We start from the raw sequence: 20112 nt of genomic DNA, 5'->3' as shown, positions 1-20112 counted from the left end.
GGTCTGTGACGGTCCCAGGATTTAAAGCGTAGACCATCACTGCAAAGCCGCAGTCTACGGGGCTTTGCGCACGTAACGCAGCGTGGCGGTGACGGCTAACTGACGGTTACGACGGATGCTGTCTTCCTCGCTATCGTTTGGCGTGAACAGCGTGTGAAAGGTGTAACGATTGGAGACGTGGTGCACACAAATGCTGCTGAGCAAGCGGTGCACGTCGACGGTGTCCAGCCCATCAATAAACAGCCCTTGCTGCTGGCCGCGCGTCAGAATGTCATCCAGCAGATCGAGCGCACTCTTATTCAATGCCTTGATACGTTCGGATTGCATGATGTAGCGCCCGCGCAGCAGGTTTTCGGTACACACCAGCCGCATAAAGTCCGGGTGGGAAACGTGGTAATCGAAGCTGGCTTCCACCAGTTTGGTCATTGCCAGTTCCGGCTCCATCTCGGCGAGATTGAGGCCGGTTTCGTGCTCACGAATCGCCTGATACACCTGCTCCAGCACCTCAATATAGAGCTGCTCTTTATTGCTGAAGTGGTACACCACCATGCGTTTGGTGGTTTGCGCGTGCTCAGCGATCTGCTCCAGCCGCGCGCCCTGCATGCCGAACTCGGCGAACATCTTCAGCGCACCGGCAAGGATGCGTTTCTTCAGCCCTTCAGGGTCATTTTTGCGTTTAGTTGTGGTGTCCGACATAGCGCTCAGTAATAAATCCATCAAAAGGAAAGGATAACACAGCCATTTTCTCGCTGGTGGCGATGCGAGCCACACGGCGGCTTTATGCTTTTCAGGAATAGCTTTCCTGAATAAATCATAATGCAGGAATAAGCAACTGCGTATACTGCGGTCATCTGTCGTTACGACAGCTTATTTTGACTCGCGCAATTATAACGATTAGGAAGCTTTTTATGCACACACGTCTGTCGTCGGTAAAAAATAAATTCTTGTTAAGTGCTGGGGCTTTGCTGCTGGCCAGCGCGGCGTTGTCGCCGTTATCCATCGCGCACGCAGCGGATAAAACCTCGGTAAAAGTCGGCATCATCAGCGGCGAAGATGAAGATGTCTGGCGCGAAGTGATCAAACAGGCGGCGGCAAAAGGCTTAACGGTGAAAACCGTGATCTTCAACGATTACAACCAGCCGAACGAAGCACTGCAAAACGGCGAAGTGGATGCCAACGCCTTCCAGCATCAGCCGTTCCTCAATAACCAAATCAAGGTGAATCACTACGACATCGTGCGCGTTGGCGATACTGCGGTGTGGCCGATTGGTCTCTACTCTAAGAAAGTGAAAAGTGCCAAAGCGTTGAAAGAGGGCGCGGTGATTGGCGTGCCCAACGATCCCTCTAACGAAGCGCGCGGTTTGGTGCTGCTTGAGCAACAAGGCCTGATCAAGCTGAAGCCGGGCGTTGGCATCGCGGCCACCACCGCCGATATCACCGCCAATCCGCATCATCTGAAAATCAAAGAGCTGGATTCCGGCATCATCGGCCGCTCCGTTCCAGATCTGGATGCCGCCGTCGTCAACACCGATTGGGCGCTGAAAAGTGGCCTGACCGTAGAAGACCGCATTGCGCAGGAGCCGGTAAAAGATAACCCGTACAACAACTTTATTGCGGTGAAGAAAGAGAACGTCAGCGCGCCGTGGGTGAAAACGCTGGTGGCTTCTTATCAGAACGATGCCGTGAAGACCGTGTTTGACAAGGTCTACAAAGGCACGGGCGAAACGGCCTGGTAAGGAACGAAAAAGATGACGTTATTCTCAGCAGCCGAAACGCCATTTACCGCCGTCAAACGCGGCGTGGCGGAAAGTGCCCATGACGAGGCGCAGGTGAAGTTTCGCGACAGCGGCAGCGTGGTGCGCCTGCAAGGCGTGTCACGTCGCTTTGGATCAACCCAGGCGCTGCGCGATATCTCGTTGACGGTGCAGAAAGGCGAAATTCTTGGCCTGATTGGACGCAGCGGCGCGGGTAAATCCACGCTGATCCGCTGTCTCAACGGGCTGGAACAACCTGATGAAGGCGTCATTGAAATTGAAGGCCGCAACATTACCGGCCTGTCGGAAAAACAGCTGCAAACGGTGCGCAGTCGCGTTGGCATGGTGTTTCAGCACTTCAATCTGTTATCGGCCAAAACGGTGGCGCAGAACGTGGCGCTGCCGCTGAAAATTGCCGGCATGGATAAAGCGCAGTGCCAGCAGCGCGTGGCGGAACTGCTGGAGCTGGTGGGGCTGGCGGACAAAGCGCAAAGCTATCCGGCGGCGTTATCTGGCGGCCAAAAACAGCGCGTTGGCATTGCCCGCGCGCTGGCGGCAAGCCCGGCGCTGCTGCTGTGCGACGAAGCCACCTCCGCGCTCGATCCGGAAACCACGCGCTCGATTCTGGCGCTGCTCAAATCCCTGAATCAAAAACTCGGCATCACTATTCTGCTAATCACCCATGAGATGGAAGTGATCAAATCTGTCGCGCATCGCGTGGCGGTGATCGATGCCGGTGAAATCATTGAACAAGGTCCGGTGTGGCAGGTGTTTGCGCATCCCAGGTCGCAATTGACGCGCACGCTGCTGCGCGGTTTGCTGCCGCAGCTGCCGGAAAATATTGCCGCGCGCCTCAGCGATGAGAAGCAGGGCGATGCCATCTACAGCGTGCACTTTGCCGGTGACGATGCGCAGGGCGATCTGCTCACCCGCTTTGCCGGTGCGCTGCCGGGCAAATTCCGCCTGCTGCAGGGCGGCATCGATCACATCCAGCACTACGCGGTGGTGCGTTTCTTTATCGCGCTCTCGGCAGCCAACGCGGCCGACGAGCAACAGATTCTCAGCTGGCTGCACGCGCAGCAGGCTCAAGTGGAGTTGGTGGGCTATGTCGCCAGTCATGATTGATCTTTTACTTAATGCGTTAGGCGAAACGGTATTAATGACGGTGATTTCCGGCCTGTTTTCGCTGGTGGCGGGCTTGCCACTCGGCCTGATTCTGGTGATGACCAGCCCCGGCGGCATCGCCGAGCATCGCGGCGTTAATCGCGTGCTGGGCTTGATCATCAACAGCTTCCGCTCGCTGCCGTTCATTATTCTGCTGGTGGCGCTGATCCCCTTTACCCGTTTTCTGGTCGGCACCTCGCTCGGCACCTGGGCAGCGATTGTGCCGCTGTCGATCACCGCCACGCCGTACTTCGCGCGCGTGGCGGAAGTGTCGCTGCGTGATGTCGATCGCGGATTGATTGATGCGGTGCGCGCCATGGGCGCCAGCAAGCTGCGCATTGTCTGGGATGTGCTGATCCCGGAAGCGCTACCCGGCATTCTGTCTGGTTTTGTCGTCACGCTCGTCGCGCTGATTGGCGCTTCGGCGATGGCCGGCGCAATTGGCGCAGGCGGACTGGGCGATCTGGCGATCCGCTACGGTTATCAGCGCTTTGAAACCTCGGTGATGATCGCAGTGATCGCGGTGCTGATTGTGCTGGTGTGCGGCATTCAGTGGGTCGGCGATCGGATGGTGCAGCGTATCGATAAGCGTCATTGATTCACACCCCAAATTATTGCGGCCATTTAAACGGTGGCCATGAATGGTCACCCTACAAATTCACGTAGGGTCGCCATTTATGGCGACCGATATGCAACAAGGAGAATGCTCATGTCGCTGAATCCGCTTCAGCTTACGCTCGAAAACACCCTCGAACAGCACAGCGCTAAATTCATCTCGGTCGCCAAAGCGATATTTCAAAACCCCGAAACCGGCAACAACGAATATTTCGCCAGCGAGCAGCTCACCCAATTACTCACGGCGCAGGGTTTTGCTGTCACGCGCAACGTCGCCGGGCATGAAACGGCGTTCTATGCGGTCAAGTCCAGTGACAAACCGGGCCCCACCATCGCTTTCCTCGCAGAATATGACGCGCTGATCGGCATCGGCCACGCCTGCGGTCACAACCTGATTGGCACCACCAGCGTGGCGGCAGCCACCACGCTGGCGCAGGTGCTGGATCAAACCGGTGGCCGTGTGGTGGTGTTAGGTACGCCAGCGGAAGAGGGCGGATTAGCCGGACCGGGCGGCCCGAAAGGCAACGTGAAAAAGCGCTTTGTCGAAGCCGGATACCTCAAAGATGTCGACGTGGCGCTGATGGTGCATCCCGCGGGCAAAACCCGGCTGACCGAATCGACGCTCGCCAATAATCATCTCTATTTCCACTTCTACGGCAAGCCGTCGCACGCCGCCAGCGCGCCGCATGAAGGCATCAACGCGCTGGATGCGCTGGTGCTGCTCTACAACGGCATCAGCGTGCTGCGTCAGCAACTGCCGGATGGCGTGCGCGTGCACGGCATTATCACCAACGGCGGCCAGGCCCCGAATGTCATCCCGGAATACGCCTCGGCGCATTACTACATCCGCGCGGACAGCCGCGAAGTGGTGGAATCTCTTGAGCCGCGTCTGCGTGCCATTGCCGAAGGCGTGGCGCTGGCGACCGGCGCACGCGTCGAGATTGATCATCAGATTGGCCCACGCGATTTCAAACTGAACGCAGCGCTGGATGCCTTGCTGCTGGAAGAGTTCACGGCGGCGGGCGAAACCGTCGATCTGTCACCGCAGAAGAACAAAGTCTCGACCGATGCCGGCGACATCAGCCATGCGGTGCCGACGGCGCATCCGTGGCTGAAAATCGGCCCCGACGATCTGATTTTCCATACCGTGCCATTCCGTGAAGCGGCCAACTCTGAGCGCGGCTATCAGGCGCTGCTGATTGGCGCCCGCGTGCTGGCGCGCACCGGCTTACGTCTGCTGACCGATGCGGACGCCTTAAACCATGTCAAAGCGGATTTCGCGCGACAATTATAAAGGAGAGTGTTGTGTCGCAAACCTATCGCAGAAAACTGAAAACGCTGGTCGGCGCCAGCAGCGTGATTTCCGCCGCCAATGACAGCCAGCCGAGCGTGGGCATCACGCGCGCTATCGAACTGGCGAAGATTGCCGAGCGCGAAAAGATTACCGGGCTGTTTACCGCCGATTTGCTGCAAGCCGATCCGGCAGGATTAGCCGGCACCACCGGCACGCAAGATCCGCTGATTGCGCTGGCGGCATTGAGCCAGGTAACCTCGCATATCGGCTTGATCGCCACCGTCAGCACCAGCTGGCTGCATCCGTACAATCTGGCGCGTCAGGTCGGCACGCTCGATCACATTAGCGGCGGTCGCGCGGGCTGGAATGCGGTGACCTCATCGGTTGGCGAAGAGAACTTTGGTGAAAGCCAGCTGCCGCCACCGCAGGAGCGCTACGCGCGCGCCACCGAATTTATCGAAGTGATGAACGCGCTGTATGACGCCAATGAACGCGCAGCAGTGCAGCGCACCGCCAGCGGTGGCATTAAGCTCGACCACACTAAACTGCATCCGATTAATTATCGCGGTGACTATTTCCAGGTGGCAGGTCCGCTCAACGTACCGCCGCCGCCACAGCGCCGTCCGGTGCAGTTTCAGGCGGGACAATCTGAAGCGGGCGTTACGCTCGGCGCACGTTATGCCGAAGTGATTTACACCTCGCAGCCCACGTTTGAGGCGGCACAATCCTTCGTGGCTGATGTGCAGCAGCGGGCGCGACGTTTCGGTCGCGAACACAATCCGCCGCTGATCATGAACTCTTTCCACGCCATCATTGGCGACAGCGATGCTGACGTGGCGCGCCGTTTGCGCGATAAGCATGAACGCATCAACTACGAGCAGGGCAGATTACGCGTGGCCGATATGCTGGGCGGCGAGGTGGATCTGCGCGATTTGCCGCTGGATCAACCGCTGCCCGCCGCCTTTATTCCCGAGCTGGCGCAGGTGCATCGTCGTCAGGGCCGTGCCGCCATTTTCCGTGGCTATGCGCTGGAAGGATTAACCTTGCGCGAGCTGATCGTTAAAGCCGAAGAGACCGGCCACTGGTTTGTCGCCGGTACGCCAGTAACTTTGGCCGAAGCCATTGAACAGCGTTACCGCGCTGGCGTGCTGGATGTGATTTCACTGCATGGACTCGGCCAGACCGATCAGCAAGATTTGCTGCTCAATGGGCTGCTGCCAGAACTGCGTCGCCGCCAGCTGATTGATACGGATTATGTCGGCAACGATTTCCGCAGCAGTTTGGAGCTGGCTGCGTTGGCGTAGCGACCAGGCAAAACTGCAAAAACACAAAAGCCCGCTCAGGTTTCCCTGAGCGGGCTTTCTAAATTTGGCTCCTCTGACTGGACTCGAACCAGTGACATACGGATTAACAGTCCGCCGTTCTACCGACTGAACTACAGAGGAATCGTGTGAACGAGGCGCATATTAGCGATGCCGATCCCCGTTGTCAAAGCCCGACTGCACACTTTTGTTTAAGTGCGCGTAAAAGCAGCGGAATGCTGCTTTTCTGCCTTGAATGATCAGATTCTAAACTGCCAGCAAGATCTCACTTTAAAACCAATTCCTTTGAGATGTTAGAGGCATGTCAAAGTTTTGTTATTTGCCGATTTTAAAACAATCATTTCAGTGCTTTTATGATGAAAGTTTCAAATGCAAGTTAGATGAAATAAATGAACTGTTAATCATCACCGACGAAACGAGTTCCTTCATCTAAAACGGCATTTCGAAAATAACTGGCTGATAAGTAGTGAGTTACATTGAAATGATGCAGTAAATCAATAGCGTTAGACCAGAAGCCTGACCTCTACAACCACATAAAAAGCGCCAGTGACGTTGAGTGAATGTAAAAGATATTTTTCATTCGCGGTATCAGCCAACCTGAGCATGTTAACGATATAGAAGGGTTCCCTATGAAATTCAAAAAAGCGTTATTAACTTCCCTGTTAGTTTGCATGTTACCTGCCGCCGTGATGGCAAAAGACCTTCAGGTAGGCGTTTCGATGGCGCTGTTTGATGACAACTTCCTCACTATTCTGCGCACCGCAATGCAGAAAGAGATGACCAAAGACAATATTAAAGGCCAGGTTGAAGACGCCAAAGGCGACGTGGCTCAGCAGCTGCAACAGGTGCAGAACTTCATTGGTCAGGGCGTTGACGCCATCATCGTTAACCCGGTGGATACCAACGCCGTGAAACCGCTGGTGGATGCCGCCGCGAAAGCCGGCGTGCCGCTGGTGTTCGTTAACCGTAAACCGGCTGGCGAGTTGAAAGACAAAATGGCGTTTGTGGGTTCGGATTCTGAACTGGCGGGCCGTCTGCAGATGGAAGCGCTGGCTAAAAAGATGAACGGCAAAGGCAACGTGGCGATTCTGCTGGGCGATCTGGCTAACGAATCGACGCGTGAGCGCACCAAAGGTGTTGAAGCGGTGGTAGCGAAATATCCGGGTATTAAAGTGGTACAGAAACAGACGGCAAAATTTACCCGTAACGATGCGGTCGATGTGGTGAGTAACTGGCTGACGGCGGGCGATGACATTCAGGCAATCGCCTCCAACAACGATGAAATGGCGATTGGTGCGCTGCAGGCGCTGGGCAAAAACCCGAATCACATCCTGGTCGCAGGTGTGGATGGTACACCGGATGCACTGCAGATGATCAAGAACGACAAAATGGTCGCTACCGTGTTCCAGGATGCGAAAGGTCAGGGTGAAGGCGCTGTGCAAACGGCGGTCAAACTGATTAACGGCGAGAAAGTGCAGAAAGTGGTCGATATCCCGTTCCAGCTGATCACCAAAGATAACTACGAAAAATTCGCCAGTCAGAACCAGAAATAAACCGTAAACGACTCAGCCGTACGGAGGTGATGTATGACCGCTTTTGCGCTTGAAGCCGAAGGCATCAGCAAGTTCTTCCCCGGAGTGAAGGCACTCGACAATGTCTCACTGCGTATTAAACCGGGGTCGGTACATGCCCTGATGGGCGAAAATGGCGCGGGCAAATCCACTTTAATGAAATGCCTTATCGGGATGTATCGTCCCGATAAGGGCACCATTCGCATTAAAGGGGAGCCAGTGCAGTTTCAGGACACCATGGATGCGCTGCGTTCCGGCATCTCCATGATTCACCAGGAACTCAATCTGGTGCCTTACATGACCGTAGCCGAAAACATCTGGCTCGGTCGCGAACCGATGAAGTACGGCTTTGTTGACCACGGCAAGCTGAACAAACAGACGCAGGAACTGCTAAACAGACTGAACATCCGTCTGAAAGCCGATCGTATGGTGGGCGAGCTGAGTATCGCCTCGCAGCAGATGGTGGAAATCGCCAAAGCGGTCTCCTGGAATTCGGACATCGTGATTATGGATGAACCGACCTCGGCACTGACGGAAACCGAAGTGGCGCATCTGTTCACCATCATCCGCGACTTGCGCGAGCAGGGCAAAGCCATCATCTATATCAGCCACAAGATGGATGAAATTTTCACCATTACCGATGAGATCAGCATTTTCCGTGACGGTGCGTGGGTAGGCAGCAATAACACCAGCGAATACACCCGCCAGTCACTGATTACGCAGATGGTAGGTCGTGAATTGACCCAACTGTTCCCGAAATTCAACGGGGAAATCGGTGGGGATGTGCTGACGGTACGCAATCTCACCTGCAAAGATCGTTTCACTGACATCAACTTCACGGTGCGCAAAGGCGAAATCCTTGGCGTGGCGGGATTGGTGGGTGCCGGACGCAGCGAAGTGATGGAAAGCCTGTTCGGCATGGAGAGTTTCGACAGCGGTGAAATCCTGATTGATGGCGTGCCGGTCAAGATCGATTCGCCTTCAACGGCGATTGAGAAGGGCATGGCGTTCCTGACCGAAGACCGTAAAAAGTCGGGGCTGTTCCTGGTGTTGTCGGTGATGGAGAACATGAGCATCGTCAACATGCCCGATTACACCCATAAAAGCGGTTTTGTCAGCCACATCAAAATGGCGCAGGACTGCATGGATCAGATTCGCAAGCTGAACATCAAAACCCCAACCATGGATCAGATCATCAATAACCTCAGCGGCGGTAACCAGCAGAAGGTGCTGATTGCCCGCTGGCTGCTGGCGCAACCGAAGATCCTGATTCTCGACGAACCAACGCGCGGTATCGACGTTGGTGCAAAAGCAGAGATTTATCGCTTAATCAGTGAACTAGCGAATCGCGGCGTGGCCATCATCATGGTGTCGTCCGAGCTGCCAGAAATTCTCGGCATGAGCGACCGCGTGATGGTTATGCACGGCGGACGTATAACCGGCATCCTCGATAAAGAAGAGGCCAATCAGGAATCCATTTTGTCGTTGGCATCCGAGTGAGGCGTGAGACATCTATGAGTAACGTAAAAATTACGGCCCCGCAGGCCGCAGATCAGAGTTCCTTCTTCAGCAACTTGCGTCACAAGCTGCCAAAAGACACCGGGATTTTTGTCGTGATGGTGGGCATTGCCCTGATTTTCGAAATTGCCGGTTGGTACGTACGTGACCAATCTTTCCTGATGAACACCAACCGTTTAGTGCTGATTATTCTGCAGGTCGCGATCATCGGTATCATCGCGGTGGGCGTGACCCAGGTCATTATCACCACCGGTATCGACCTGTCATCCGGTTCGGTTATCGCCTTAACCGCAGTTGTGGCGGCCAGTCTGGCGCAAACCTCAGACAGCCTGTCGCCGATGTATCCGTCGCTGGTCAACCTGCCGGCGGTGATACCCATCGTCGCCGGGATCGGCGTCGGGCTGCTGTGCGGCGTGATGAACGGCGTGTTAATCACCAAAACCGGTATTCCTCCGTTCATCGCCACGCTCGGCATGATGGTGTCGGCACGCGGTCTGGCGCAGTACTACACGCAGGGTAACCCAATCAGCTTCCTGTCAGATGGCTTCACCTCCATCGGCCAGGGCGCGATGCCGGTAATTATCTTCCTCGTGGTGGCATTCCTGTTCCACATCGCGCTGAAACATACCCGCTACGGTAAATATGTCTATGCGATTGGCGGCAACATGACCTCCGCCAAGGTGTCCGGTATCAACGTTAATAAGTATCTGATCATCGTCTACACCATTGCCGGTGCGCTCTCAGGCCTGGCGGGCGTGGTGCTGGCGGCGCGTGTCAGTAGCGGTCAGTCAAGCATGGGGATGGCGTACGAACTGGATGCTATCGCCGCAGCCGTTATCGGCGGCAGCAGCCTGATGGGCGGCGTAGGACGCATTACCGGTACGCTGATTGGTGCGGTGATTCTTGGCCTGATCAAGAGCGGCTTCACCTTTGTCGGTGTGGATGCTTATGTGCAGGACATCATTAAAGGCATCATCATCGTGGCAGCGGTCTCAATCGATATGCATCGCAACCGTAAAAAAAGATAATCATGTAATTGTTTGCACGGTCAGTTCCCTCTCCCGCATGCGGGAGAGGGTTAGGGTGAGGGACAACGCGCACCGCCACCCACATAAGTTTTCCAACTGGTTAAACCCGTTCTTTTCCGCGCATTTGTTTCATTCCCGCTGTTTCTGCTCATTTTCTGCGTTATCTGCACCAAACCAACTCATCCGGTCATCACTTTTTTGCACGCCTGACTCGCATTTCCTGCCCCATTGCAGTGCAATTCGTTTGATTCTTACTCTTTTTGCGTCATCGCTCGCGCTTATTAACTCCTTCGAGGTAATCACAAACGCTTATTTTCCGTGCCATTAGGATAAATCCGGCAAGGCAATTTTGCATCGCGAACAAACCTGGCCTGCATATTGCAACTTCATTTCCACAAGCCAGCAGGCTGAGACGCCCAACCTGGGTATTCGGGGATTGACGGAGGCAACATGAATTTAAGACGACTCAAGTATTTTGTAAAAATCGTCGATATCGGCAGCCTGACTCAGGCAGCAGAAGTGCTGCACATCGCGCAGCCTGCGCTTAGCCAGCAGGTCGCTACGCTGGAAAATGAACTCGATCAGCAATTGCTGATCCGCACCAAGCGCGGCGTGACGCCGACTGAAGCCGGTAAAATTCTGTATGCCCACGCCCGCACCATTCTGCGCCAGTGTGAACAGGCGCAAACGGCAGTCATCAACGCCGGCCAGGCACTGAACGGCCAGGTTTCCATTGGTTTAGCGCCGGGCACTGCCGCATCCTCGCTTACCATGCCGCTGTTGCAGACGGTGCGTGAGCAGTTCCCGGATGTGCTGGTGTATCTGCATGAAAACAGCGGCACCTCGCTGAATGAAAAAGTGATGAACGGCCAGCTGGACATGGCGGTGCTGTACGATCGTGCGCCAACAGCGGGCATCAACAGCATTCCCCTCATGAAAGAAGAGCTCTATCTGGTGGGCGCTACGGCATGTCCGGGGTCGACTGTCGATCTGGCGGACGTGGCGCAGATGAGCCTGTTCCTGCCACGCGACTACAGCGCGGTGCGTAAACGTGTCGATGAAGCGTTCTCGCTGCGTCGTTTAAGCGCACGCATCATCGGCGAAATCGAATCGATCTCCACGCTGACGGCGGCGGTATCCAGCGGCATGGGCGTCACGGTGCTGCCAGAATCTGCGGCGCGTGCGCTGGTGAGTTCCACCCATGCGTGGATGGCGCGGATTAACAGTCCATCGCTGAATCTGCCGCTGTCGCTGAACATCTCGGCGCGTCTGCCGCTGTCGCCATCGGCGCAGGCGGTGAAGAATATTCTGCTGTCGCTCGTGAATAAGCCAGCGGTAGAGGATCGTGAATTGATGTTGGTGGGATGAGTTAAACGTGCTTTTTCCCTCACCCTAACCCTCTCCCGCGCGCGGGAGAGGGGATCGATCCAGCCCTCACGTAGCACTATTATCACCTCACCATCCAGCCGCTCGATCAACTCCCTCGCCCGCTTGCGGGAGAGGGCTGGGGTGAGGGCATCCTTCAAACCCCTCCCTTATTACTATTCCGCATAACACACCGTTTTTTATTATTTGTTGCGATGACGCCAACTTCATAACATGGACGAAACAGGGGCAGGAATCAGGAGAAAAGGGCGTGAATTTCCAGCAACTTAAAATTATACGTGAAGCAGCCCGTTGCGAGTTCAACCTGACCGAAGTGGCGAATACATTGTTTACCTCCCAATCAGGAGTGAGCCGCCATATTCGCGATCTGGAAGATGAACTGGGCGTAGAAATTTTTATTCGTCGTGGCAAGCGACTGTTAGGCATGACCGAACCGGGCAAGGCGCTGTTGACCATTGCTGAGCGCATCCTTGATGAAGCGGGCAAAGTTCGCCGCTTAGCGGATGTGTTTACCAATGAGACCAGCGGTGTGCTGACCATCGCCACCACGCACACGCAGGCGCGTTACAGCCTGCCGCGCGTGATCAAAGCGTTTCGTCAACTCTATCCCAACGTACGTCTCGAACTGAATCAGGGATCGCCACAGGAGATCGTCGCCATGCTGCTGGCGGGTGAAGCCGACATCGGCATCGCCTCCGAGCAGTTGGTGAATAACAGCAGTCTCGCGGCGTTCCCGTGGTTCAGCTGGCATCACTCACTTTTAGTGCCGCACGATCATGAGCTGTTGCAGCATCAGCCGGTGACACTCGCCAGCCTTAGCCGCTATCCGCTGATCACCTATCGTCAGGGCATTACCGGCCGTTCGCGGGTCGATCGTGCGTTCCAGGCGGCAGGACTGAGACCGGATATCGTGCTCAGCGCACAGGATTCGGATGTGGTAAAAACCTATGTCGAGCTTGGTTTGGGCGTGGGGATTCTGGCCGATCAGGCGTGTGATATTTATGAAGGCGAAGATCTGGTCAAAATCGACACCCATCATCTGTTCGATGCCAACACTGTGTGGCTCGGCCTGAAACGCGGTCAGTTGCAGCGCAATTACGTTTGGCAGTTCCTTGAGCTGTGTAATGCCAACCTGTCGCTGGAAGAGATTAAGCGTCAGGCGCTCTCCTACGAGACCGAAAACGAACCGGCCATCGACTTTCAGATTTAATGTTTTTTTCGGTCGCCATTTATGGCGACCTTCCCCCACACAGCATAAAATTTCTTTTCCCGCCGCAAAACAGACACCGACACAAATTCCCTCTGCCAGAAAAATATCCTGCGCTGTTGCGTCACGTTACAGTGAAATGACGAAGATACAGGGGATTGTCATGTCGCGAATTCAACTGAAAGATACGGAATTACTGCGCCAGCAGGCGCTGTTTGGCGGTCGCTGGCAGGATGCGCATCAGGGCGCAACGCTTGAGGTGATCGATCCCGGCACGCAGCAGCCGATTGCCACCATTCCGGCATTGGGTGCGGCGGAAACCGAGCAGGCGATAGATTATGCTGAGTCGGTGCGCGTCAGCTGGGGCAAAACCCCCAACGGCACGCGCGCCGCGCTGCTGGAAAAATGGCATCAGCTGATTATCGATAATGCCGACGATCTGGCGATCATCATGACCGCCGAGCAGGGCAAACCGCTGGCGGAAGCCAAAGGCGAAGTGCTGTACGGCGCCAGTTTCGTGAAATGGTTCGCTGAAGAGGCGCGCCGTATCTACGGTGACACCATTCCCGCGCCGAGCGACGATCGCCGTATTCTGGTACTCAAGCAGCCGGTTGGCGTGGCGGCAGCAATCACGCCGTGGAACTTCCCGATTGCGATGATCACCCGCAAAGTCGCGCCCGCGCTGGCCGCAGGTTGCCCGATTATCGTTAAGCCGTCGGAGTTAACGCCGCTGTCGGCATTAGCGCTGGCGGTGTTGGCCGAACGCGCCGGTTTCCCCAGCGGTGTGTTGCAAGTGTTGACTGGCTTGCCGACCGAGATTGGCAGCACGCTGACCGCCAGCCGCACGGTGCGCAAAATCTCCTTTACCGGTTCCACCCGCGTCGGCCAGCTGTTGATGCAGCAGAGTGCCGACAGCATCAAGCGCCTGAGCCTGGAACTTGGCGGCAACGCGCCGCTCATTGTTTTTGATGATGCCGAGCTCGATGTGACCATTCCCGGCGTGATGGCGAGTAAATTCCGCAACGCCGGACAAACCTGCGTCTGCGCCAACCGCATTCTGGTGCAACGCGGCATCTATGAGCGCTTCAGTGAACGCCTGCTGGAGGCGGTATCCGCGCTGAAAGTCGGTGACGGATTTTCGCCGGAAAGCACCATAGGGCCGCTGATCAACGACCGCGCCGTCGAGAAAGTTAACAGCCATATCGACGATGCACTCAGCCAGGGCGCGACCTTGTTGCGCGGCGGCATCAGCGCGCCAAACGGCACCTTTGTCGAGCCCACCGTGTTGGGCAATGTGACTAGCAGCATGCGTATTGCACATGAAGAAACCTTCGGCCCGGTAGCACCGCTGTTTGTCTTCGACACGGAAGAAGAGGCGATCCGCATGGCGAATGACACGCCTTATGGACTTGGAGCTTATTTCTTTACCGAGAATATTCGCCGGGCATGGCGCGTGGCAGAATCATTAGAATTTGGCATGGTCGGATTTAATACCGGTGCAATTTCATTAGACGCCGCACCCTTTGGCGGAATTAAATTATCCGGGTTAGGTCGGGAAGGATCGCGTTACGGTATTGAAGAGTATTTAGAACAGAAGACGTTTCATATTGGCAGTCTTTAATTTTAACTCGCCCTATTTGTAGGGTCGCCATTAATGGCGACCGCCAAAAAACAGCGCCGCAACCCTCAGGTTTGCGGCGCTGTTTATTTTGTGCGTCGCGTCATACTTTGCCGCCTATCACCGTTTTAGTGCAAGTTTCATGCGCATTGCACCGTCGCGACGCACATATTTTGTGAAGTAAATCATCTGTTTATTCCTTCGGCAATTCCGCAAAATTTCGCTCACCAATACGGCAGAAAATTTTTTTGCGCTGTTTTTTACGCATTTTTATTTTTTACCGGGCTGGCATACTTTCTGCATTAGCTTATTAGCGTGACAGAAAAACGCAGTGCAAATCGTTAATTAGCGCGTCTGTGATGGGTGTAACAAATAAGGAATTTTCCATGTTAAGTTTCGACCCTGAAAAAGTTTTACTTCCTGCCGGTCATTATATTGGCGGGCAACATTTAAAAACGGCGGGCGCGCGTTTTGCCGTTAAACGTCCGTCCGATGGCAAAGTCTATGCCGAACTCACCGAAGCGCAGATTGAAGATGTTGATCGCGCCGTCACCACGGCGCATCAGGCGCTGAAAACCAGCGGCTGGCGCACCTGTGCGCCGCGTGAGCGCGGCAAAATCATGCGTCGCTGGGCCGACCTGATTGAGAACGATCCGTTACTGGCGCAGCTTGAATCGCTCGGCTCCACGCGACCCATCAGCGACGTGATGCAGCACGAAATTCCCTTCACCGCCGAAGCCATTCGCTTCTACGCCGAGTGCGCCGACAAATACAGTGGCGACCTGTTCCCCACCCAGGAAAGCAGCCTCGGCATGCTGATTGCTGAGCCGTACGGCGTGATCGGCGCAATTACCCCGTGGAATTTCCCGCTGTCGATGGCGTCATGGAAATGTGGTCCGGCGCTGGCAGCAGGAAATGCTGTGGTGCTGAAACCTTCGGAGCTGACGCCGTTCTCCACCGTGCGCATGGCCGAACTGGCGGTACAGGCCGGTTTACCGGCGGGCGTACTAAATATCGTTCAGGGCAGCGGCGCGGTAACTGGCAACGCGCTGGTCACCCATCCGCTAGTGCGCAAAGTCTCCTTTACCGGTTCCACGCTGACCGGCGCACGCATCATGGGCGATATCGCGCAGCACGGCATGAAACCGGTCACGCTGGAGCTGGGCGGTAAAAGCCCGCAGCTGGTGTTCGACGATGCCGGTGATATCGACGTGTTAGCGCAGCGTATTCTGCGCGGCTTCACCGCCAACGGCGGTCAGGCGTGCGTCGCCGGAACCCGTTTGATTGTGCAGCGCGGCATTGCGCAGCCGTTGCTGGAGAGATTGGTCGCGCTCTGTCAGCAGCCGCGTCCGGGCGTGACCTGGCAGGAGAGCAGCCGCTATGCGCCGCTGATCGATGCGCGTCAGGGCAACAAAGTGGCGTCAGTAATCGCCGATGCCAAAGCACAGGGCGCGGAAGTGCTGGTCGGCGGCGAACGCTTTGCCGACACCGCAGAAGGCTGGTTCTGGCAGCCAACGCTGCTGTGCGGTGTTACCCACGATAATCCGGCGGTGCAGCAGGAAATTTTTGGTCCGGTGCTCACCGTGCAACAGTTTGACGACGAAGAGGAAGGGCTGGCGCTGGCGGCACACGAAACCTACGGCCTGTGCGCCGGCGTGCATACGCTGAGTCTGCCGCGTGCGCTGCGTGCGGTGCGCGCGCTGGAATCCGGCACCGTGTGGGTCAATCGCTATGGCCGCTCCGGCGATTTCATTATTCCAACCGGTGGCTTCCTTGGCTCGGGCATTGGCAAGGATCTGGGACGTCAGGCATTCCAGGCCTGTCAGCGCCAGAAGAGCGTGTTAATCGATTTCTAATATTGTGTTCTCAACCGCGAGGTCGCTTCATGGCACTGTTTAAACCGAAATTCATCACTTTTGATTGCTACGGCACCCTGATCAATTTTGACATGGCAGGCGCAGCCGAACGCTGCTTCAAAGATCGTGTTTCTGCGCAGGAGATGCTGGCATTCACCACCGATTTCGCCCGCTACCGTTTTGACGAAGTGCTCGGCGCGTGGAAGCCGTATTACGACGTGGTCAGCGATGCCATTCAGCGCACCTGCAAAAAGTGGGGCGTGGCGTGGAGCCAGGCGGACAGCGACTTTATCTACACCGATTGCGCCACATGGGGTCCGCATTCCGACGTGCCCGCCGGTTTAGCCAAAGTAGCCAAAGAGTTCCCGCTGGTGCTGCTCACTAACTCGATGAACGATTTGATCCCGCATCACGTGCCGCGTCTGGGCGCGCCAATCCATATGACCATCACCGCCGAAGAAGTCGGCGCCTACAAGCCGCAGATGAAAGGCTTCGAGTACATGCTCGACAAGCTGAACTGCGGCCCGGAAGAGATTCTGCATGTCTCCTCCAGCCTGCGTTATGACCTGATGACCTGTTACGACATGGGCATCAAAAACAAGGTGTGGGTTAATCGCGGTCACGATCCCGCCAATCCGGCGTATCAATACACCGAAATCAACGATATCGGCGGTCTGCCCGCTGTGGTTGGACTCTAAGCCCGGAGGCGGCGATGAAACTCGAATCATTCTGGCAAGCCACAGCACCCACCTTTAGCGGCGCAGCCACTGGCGCACTGCCGAGCACCGCTGAGGTGGTGGTGATCGGCGGCGGCTTTACTGGCGTCTCGACGGCGCTCAACCTGGCACGCAGCGGCATCAACGTGGTGCTGCTGGAGAGCGGCGAGGTAATGAGCCAGGCGTCGGCGCGTAACGGTGGACACTGCAATACCGGCGTGGCGCAGAACTTTGCCTCGCTGGTGGAGAGCCAGGGAATCGAGCAGGCCAGCCGCTTCTATCGCGCCTATGACGACGCGGTGAGCTACGTCGAACAGCTGGTGCGCGAAGAGCAGATTGATTGCGATTTCCGCCTGTGCGGCAAGCTGAAACTCGCCAGCAAAGCCTCGCATTTTCCTGGTCTGCGCAGCGCGTGGCAGATGATGCGCGACACCGTCGATCCGGAAATCGAGCTGATTAGCAAAGATGAGATTCGCCGTGAAGTGGGCAGCGATGCCTTTCACGGTGGTCTGCTGCAGAAGCGCGGCGGCCAGATGCACATGGGTAAGTTTGGTATCGGGCTGGCGGAAGCGGCGGCGCGCAGCGGGGCGAAAATCTTCCCGCATCACGCGGTGACCGGCCTAACGCGCCTTGACGGCTACCGCCACCGCGTTAGCACTGCGCAGGGCGAGATCATCGCCGACAAAGTGATGATGGCAACCGGCGTCTCCAACGAAGGGCCTTTCCCGTGGTTCCAGCGCCGCATCGTGCCGGTCGGCAGTTTTATTGTGGTGACGGAACCGCTCGGCGACGAACTGATCAATCAGGTGCTGCCGCAAGACCGCACCTATGTGACCTCGCTGAATATTGGCAACTACTTCCGTACCACGTCGGATCGTCGATTGGTGTTTGGTGGCCGCGCGCGCTTTGCGGTGAGTAATCCGACGTCGGACACACGCAGCGGTGACGTACTGCGTGCGGCGATGACCGCGCTGTTCCCGCAGCTGGGCAAGTCGCGCATCGATTACTGCTGGGGCGGCATGGTGGATATGACCGCCGACCGCTTGCCGCACGCCGGTGAACAGGATGGCGTGTTTTATTCAATGGGCTACAGCGGCCACGGTACGCAGATGTCGGTGTGGATGGGCCGCGTGATGGCCGATCTGCTGGCGGAAAAACGCAATGAAAATCCCTGGCAGCGCGATACCTGGCCTGCGCTGCCCGGTTACCACGGGAAACCGTGGTTTTTGCCCCTGGCGGGTTTGTATTACAAAGCCAAGGATCGGTTGTCGTGAAATCCAGGTCGTGCGGTTATCGAAACGGTCGCCATGAATGGCGACCCTACAAGACGAAAAACGAAATCAACAACAATTCATATTGAGGGTGTGCAGATGAGTAAATTCGATAAAGAGTCTGACGCTGTAAATCCGGCCTTAGCCCGCATGCTGACCGAAGGGTCGATGTCGCGCCGTGGCCTGATGAAGTTGTTGTCTGCCGGTGCCGTGATGAGCAGCGGTTTGATCGCTTTCCCGCAGATGAGTTTTGCGGCAACCACCCCAGTGAAAGGTGGCAAGCTGCGCGCCGCCATGTCTAACGCCTCCGCCACCGACACGCTCGATCCGGCCAAAGGCAACAACAGCGGCGATTACACCCGTCAATTCATGGTCTACAGCGGTCTGACCGAACTGGATAAAAGCCTCGCGGTGCAACCGGCGCTGGCGGAATCCATCGACTCCAGCGACGGCATCACCTGGCAGATCAAACTGCGCAAAGGCGTCACTTTCCACGACGGCAAACCGCTGACCGCCAAAGATGTCATCTACTCGCTGAGCCGCCACAAAGATCCGGCGGTAGCGTCCAACGCCTTCAAGCTGGCCGATCAGTTTAAAACCTTCACCGCCGTGAATGACAATGAAGTCACGCTGGAGCTGGCGCAGGCCAACTTCGACGTGCCGTTTATGCTGGCCAGCGCGCCATTCCTAATCGTGCAGGACGGCACCAAAGACTTTAGCAAAGGCATCGGCACCGGCCCGTTCAAGCTGAAAGAGTTCACGCCGGGCGTGCGTTCAGTCGGTGTGAAAAACCCCAACTACTTCAAGCCGGGCCTGCCGCATCTGGATGAAGTCGAGCTGCTGGGCGTCACCGATCAGGCGGCGCGCGTCAATGCGCTGATGTCGGGCGATCTGCATATCGTCTCCACCCTGAGCGCCGCCGACTGCAACCGTATTAAAGCCACCTCGGATTTCGGTGTGCTGGAGAGTAAATCCGGCATGTACACCAACCTGATTATTCGCACCGACGTGAAGCCGGGCAGCAACGAAGATTTCGTGCTGGCGATGAAGTACCTGCAGCCGCGCGACATTCTGGTGAAAACCGTGCTGCAAGGCTACGGCGATGTCAGTAACGATACGCCGGTACCGCCGTGGCATCCGCTGTATAACGCCGATCTCAAACCGCGTCCGCTGGATGCCGAGAAAGCCAAATTCCACATTGAGAAAGCCGGCATGAAAGGCGCGACGGTGGAGATCATCACCACGCCAAACATTGAAGGCTCGGTGGAGGGCGGCCAGCTAATCCAGCAGGTTTCGCGCAGCACTGGTCTGAACATCAAAGTGCGTCGCGTGCCGTATGACGGTTACTGGTCAACGCACTGGACCAAAGATCCGGTCGGCTACGGCTCAATCAACCCGCGCCCGACGCTGGATATGCTGTTCTCGCAGTTCTATCTCTCCACCGCATCAAACAACGAATCGGGCTGGAAGAATGCACAGTTTGATCAGCTGGTGGTGGCGGCGCGCGGCGAGCGTGAACAGACCAAACGCAAGCAGATGTACGGTGACATGCAGAAGCTGATTTACGATCACTGCGGCACCATCATCCCAACCTTTATCAGCTCCACCGACGGTTACAGCAAGAAAGTCGGCGGCGTGGAAGCCTGGCCAAGCGGCATGATGATGGGTTACCGCTTCCATGAGTTTGCCTGGCTGAATGCCTGATTGTTCGGCATCACGCCATATACGCACCGCACCGTAGGGTCGCCATTTATGGCGACCGCACAATTAGTGCCTGAAGATTCCGTACAAG

16 protein-coding genes and 1 tRNA gene are annotated in these 20112 nt (G+C 56.3%); 15 read left to right on the top strand and 2 right to left on the bottom strand.

Going from position 1 to position 20112, the window contains the following annotated elements; translation table 11 throughout:
• Positions 1–54 precede the first annotated feature (54 nt).
• Positions 55–696, bottom strand: coding sequence for a TetR/AcrR family transcriptional regulator (locus NQH49_RS12290; RefSeq protein WP_154157341.1), 642 nt, complete (start codon positions 694–696; stop codon positions 55–57).
• A 212-nt stretch (positions 697–908) separates the two neighbouring features.
• On the opposite strand from NQH49_RS12290, the gene NQH49_RS12285 reads away from it, so the two are divergent.
• The 5 genes from NQH49_RS12285 to NQH49_RS12265 all read left to right on the top strand — a co-directional run bounded on the left by NQH49_RS12285 (position 909) and on the right by NQH49_RS12265 (position 6131).
• Positions 909–1736, top strand: coding sequence for a MetQ/NlpA family ABC transporter substrate-binding protein (locus NQH49_RS12285; RefSeq protein ID WP_256696812.1), 828 nt, complete (start codon positions 909–911; stop codon positions 1734–1736).
• Positions 1737–1748: 12 nt separating this feature from the next.
• Complete coding sequence (locus tag NQH49_RS12280; protein WP_256696811.1) at positions 1749–2879, top strand: methionine ABC transporter ATP-binding protein; 1131 nt, start codon at positions 1749–1751, stop codon at positions 2877–2879.
• Positions 2860–3516, top strand: a complete 657-nt coding sequence (locus tag NQH49_RS12275) for a methionine ABC transporter permease (RefSeq protein ID WP_256696810.1) — start codon at positions 2860–2862, stop codon at positions 3514–3516. Before NQH49_RS12280 ends, NQH49_RS12275 begins: the two co-directional genes overlap by 20 nt.
• 111 nt (positions 3517–3627) lie before the next feature.
• Entirely contained in the window at positions 3628–4827 is a 1200-nt protein-coding gene (locus NQH49_RS12270; protein ID WP_256696808.1) for a M20 family metallopeptidase, read from the top strand.
• A gap of 11 nt (positions 4828–4838) precedes the next feature.
• Positions 4839–6131 (top strand): NtaA/DmoA family FMN-dependent monooxygenase, encoded by a 1293-nt coding sequence (locus NQH49_RS12265; protein WP_256696807.1) that lies wholly within the window; start codon positions 4839–4841, stop codon positions 6129–6131.
• 65 nt (positions 6132–6196) lie between these two features.
• On the opposite strand, the gene NQH49_RS12260 is transcribed toward NQH49_RS12265, so the two are convergent.
• Positions 6197–6272, bottom strand: a tRNA-Asn gene (locus NQH49_RS12260).
• 506 nt (positions 6273–6778) lie between these two features.
• Between NQH49_RS12260 and NQH49_RS12255 the strand changes: the two genes are divergently transcribed.
• The 10 genes from NQH49_RS12255 (at position 6779) to NQH49_RS12210 (ending at position 20024) form a co-directional block, all read left to right on the top strand.
• Positions 6779–7702, top strand: coding sequence for a sugar ABC transporter substrate-binding protein (locus NQH49_RS12255; RefSeq protein ID WP_256696806.1), 924 nt, complete (start codon positions 6779–6781; stop codon positions 7700–7702).
• 33 nt (positions 7703–7735) lie between these two features.
• A complete protein-coding gene (locus NQH49_RS12250; RefSeq protein WP_256696805.1) occupies positions 7736–9220 on the top strand; it encodes a sugar ABC transporter ATP-binding protein in 1485 nt (494 codons plus the stop codon).
• 14 nt (positions 9221–9234) lie between these two features.
• Positions 9235–10266: an ABC transporter permease gene (locus NQH49_RS12245; RefSeq protein ID WP_091003268.1), complete on the top strand. Its 1032-nt coding sequence runs from the start codon at positions 9235–9237 to the stop codon at positions 10264–10266.
• Positions 10267–10716: 450 nt separating this feature from the next.
• Positions 10717–11634 (top strand): nitrogen assimilation transcriptional regulator NAC, encoded by a 918-nt coding sequence (gene nac / locus NQH49_RS12240; RefSeq protein ID WP_256696804.1) that lies wholly within the window; start codon positions 10717–10719, stop codon positions 11632–11634.
• A 268-nt stretch (positions 11635–11902) separates the two neighbouring features.
• Positions 11903–12862, top strand: a complete 960-nt coding sequence (gene cbl / locus NQH49_RS12235) for an HTH-type transcriptional regulator Cbl (protein WP_008109354.1) — start codon at positions 11903–11905, stop codon at positions 12860–12862.
• A 160-nt stretch (positions 12863–13022) separates the two neighbouring features.
• A complete protein-coding gene (locus tag NQH49_RS12230) occupies positions 13023–14480 on the top strand; it encodes an NAD-dependent succinate-semialdehyde dehydrogenase (protein WP_256696803.1) in 1458 nt (485 codons plus the stop codon).
• A gap of 383 nt (positions 14481–14863) precedes the next feature.
• Entirely contained in the window at positions 14864–16333 is a 1470-nt protein-coding gene (locus NQH49_RS12225; RefSeq protein WP_256696802.1) for an aldehyde dehydrogenase family protein, read from the top strand.
• A 29-nt stretch (positions 16334–16362) separates the two neighbouring features.
• Positions 16363–17031 carry a haloacid dehalogenase type II gene (locus NQH49_RS12220; RefSeq protein ID WP_256696800.1) on the top strand — a complete coding sequence of 223 codons (669 nt, stop codon included), beginning with the start codon at positions 16363–16365 and terminating at the stop codon, positions 17029–17031.
• A gap of 14 nt (positions 17032–17045) precedes the next feature.
• Complete coding sequence (locus tag NQH49_RS12215) at positions 17046–18323, top strand: NAD(P)/FAD-dependent oxidoreductase (protein WP_256696799.1); 1278 nt, start codon at positions 17046–17048, stop codon at positions 18321–18323.
• 96 nt (positions 18324–18419) lie between these two features.
• Positions 18420–20024 (top strand): ABC transporter substrate-binding protein, encoded by a 1605-nt coding sequence (locus NQH49_RS12210; RefSeq protein WP_256696798.1) that lies wholly within the window; start codon positions 18420–18422, stop codon positions 20022–20024.
• Positions 20025–20112: the final 88 nt, after the last annotated feature.

It is taken from the genome of Pantoea trifolii, from assembly GCF_024506435.1.
Taxonomy (GTDB): Bacteria; Pseudomonadota; Gammaproteobacteria; order Enterobacterales; family Enterobacteriaceae; genus Pantoea; species Pantoea trifolii.
The sequence above is the reverse complement of the archived record's forward strand: the minus strand, read 5'-3'. Positions and strand labels throughout refer to the sequence as shown.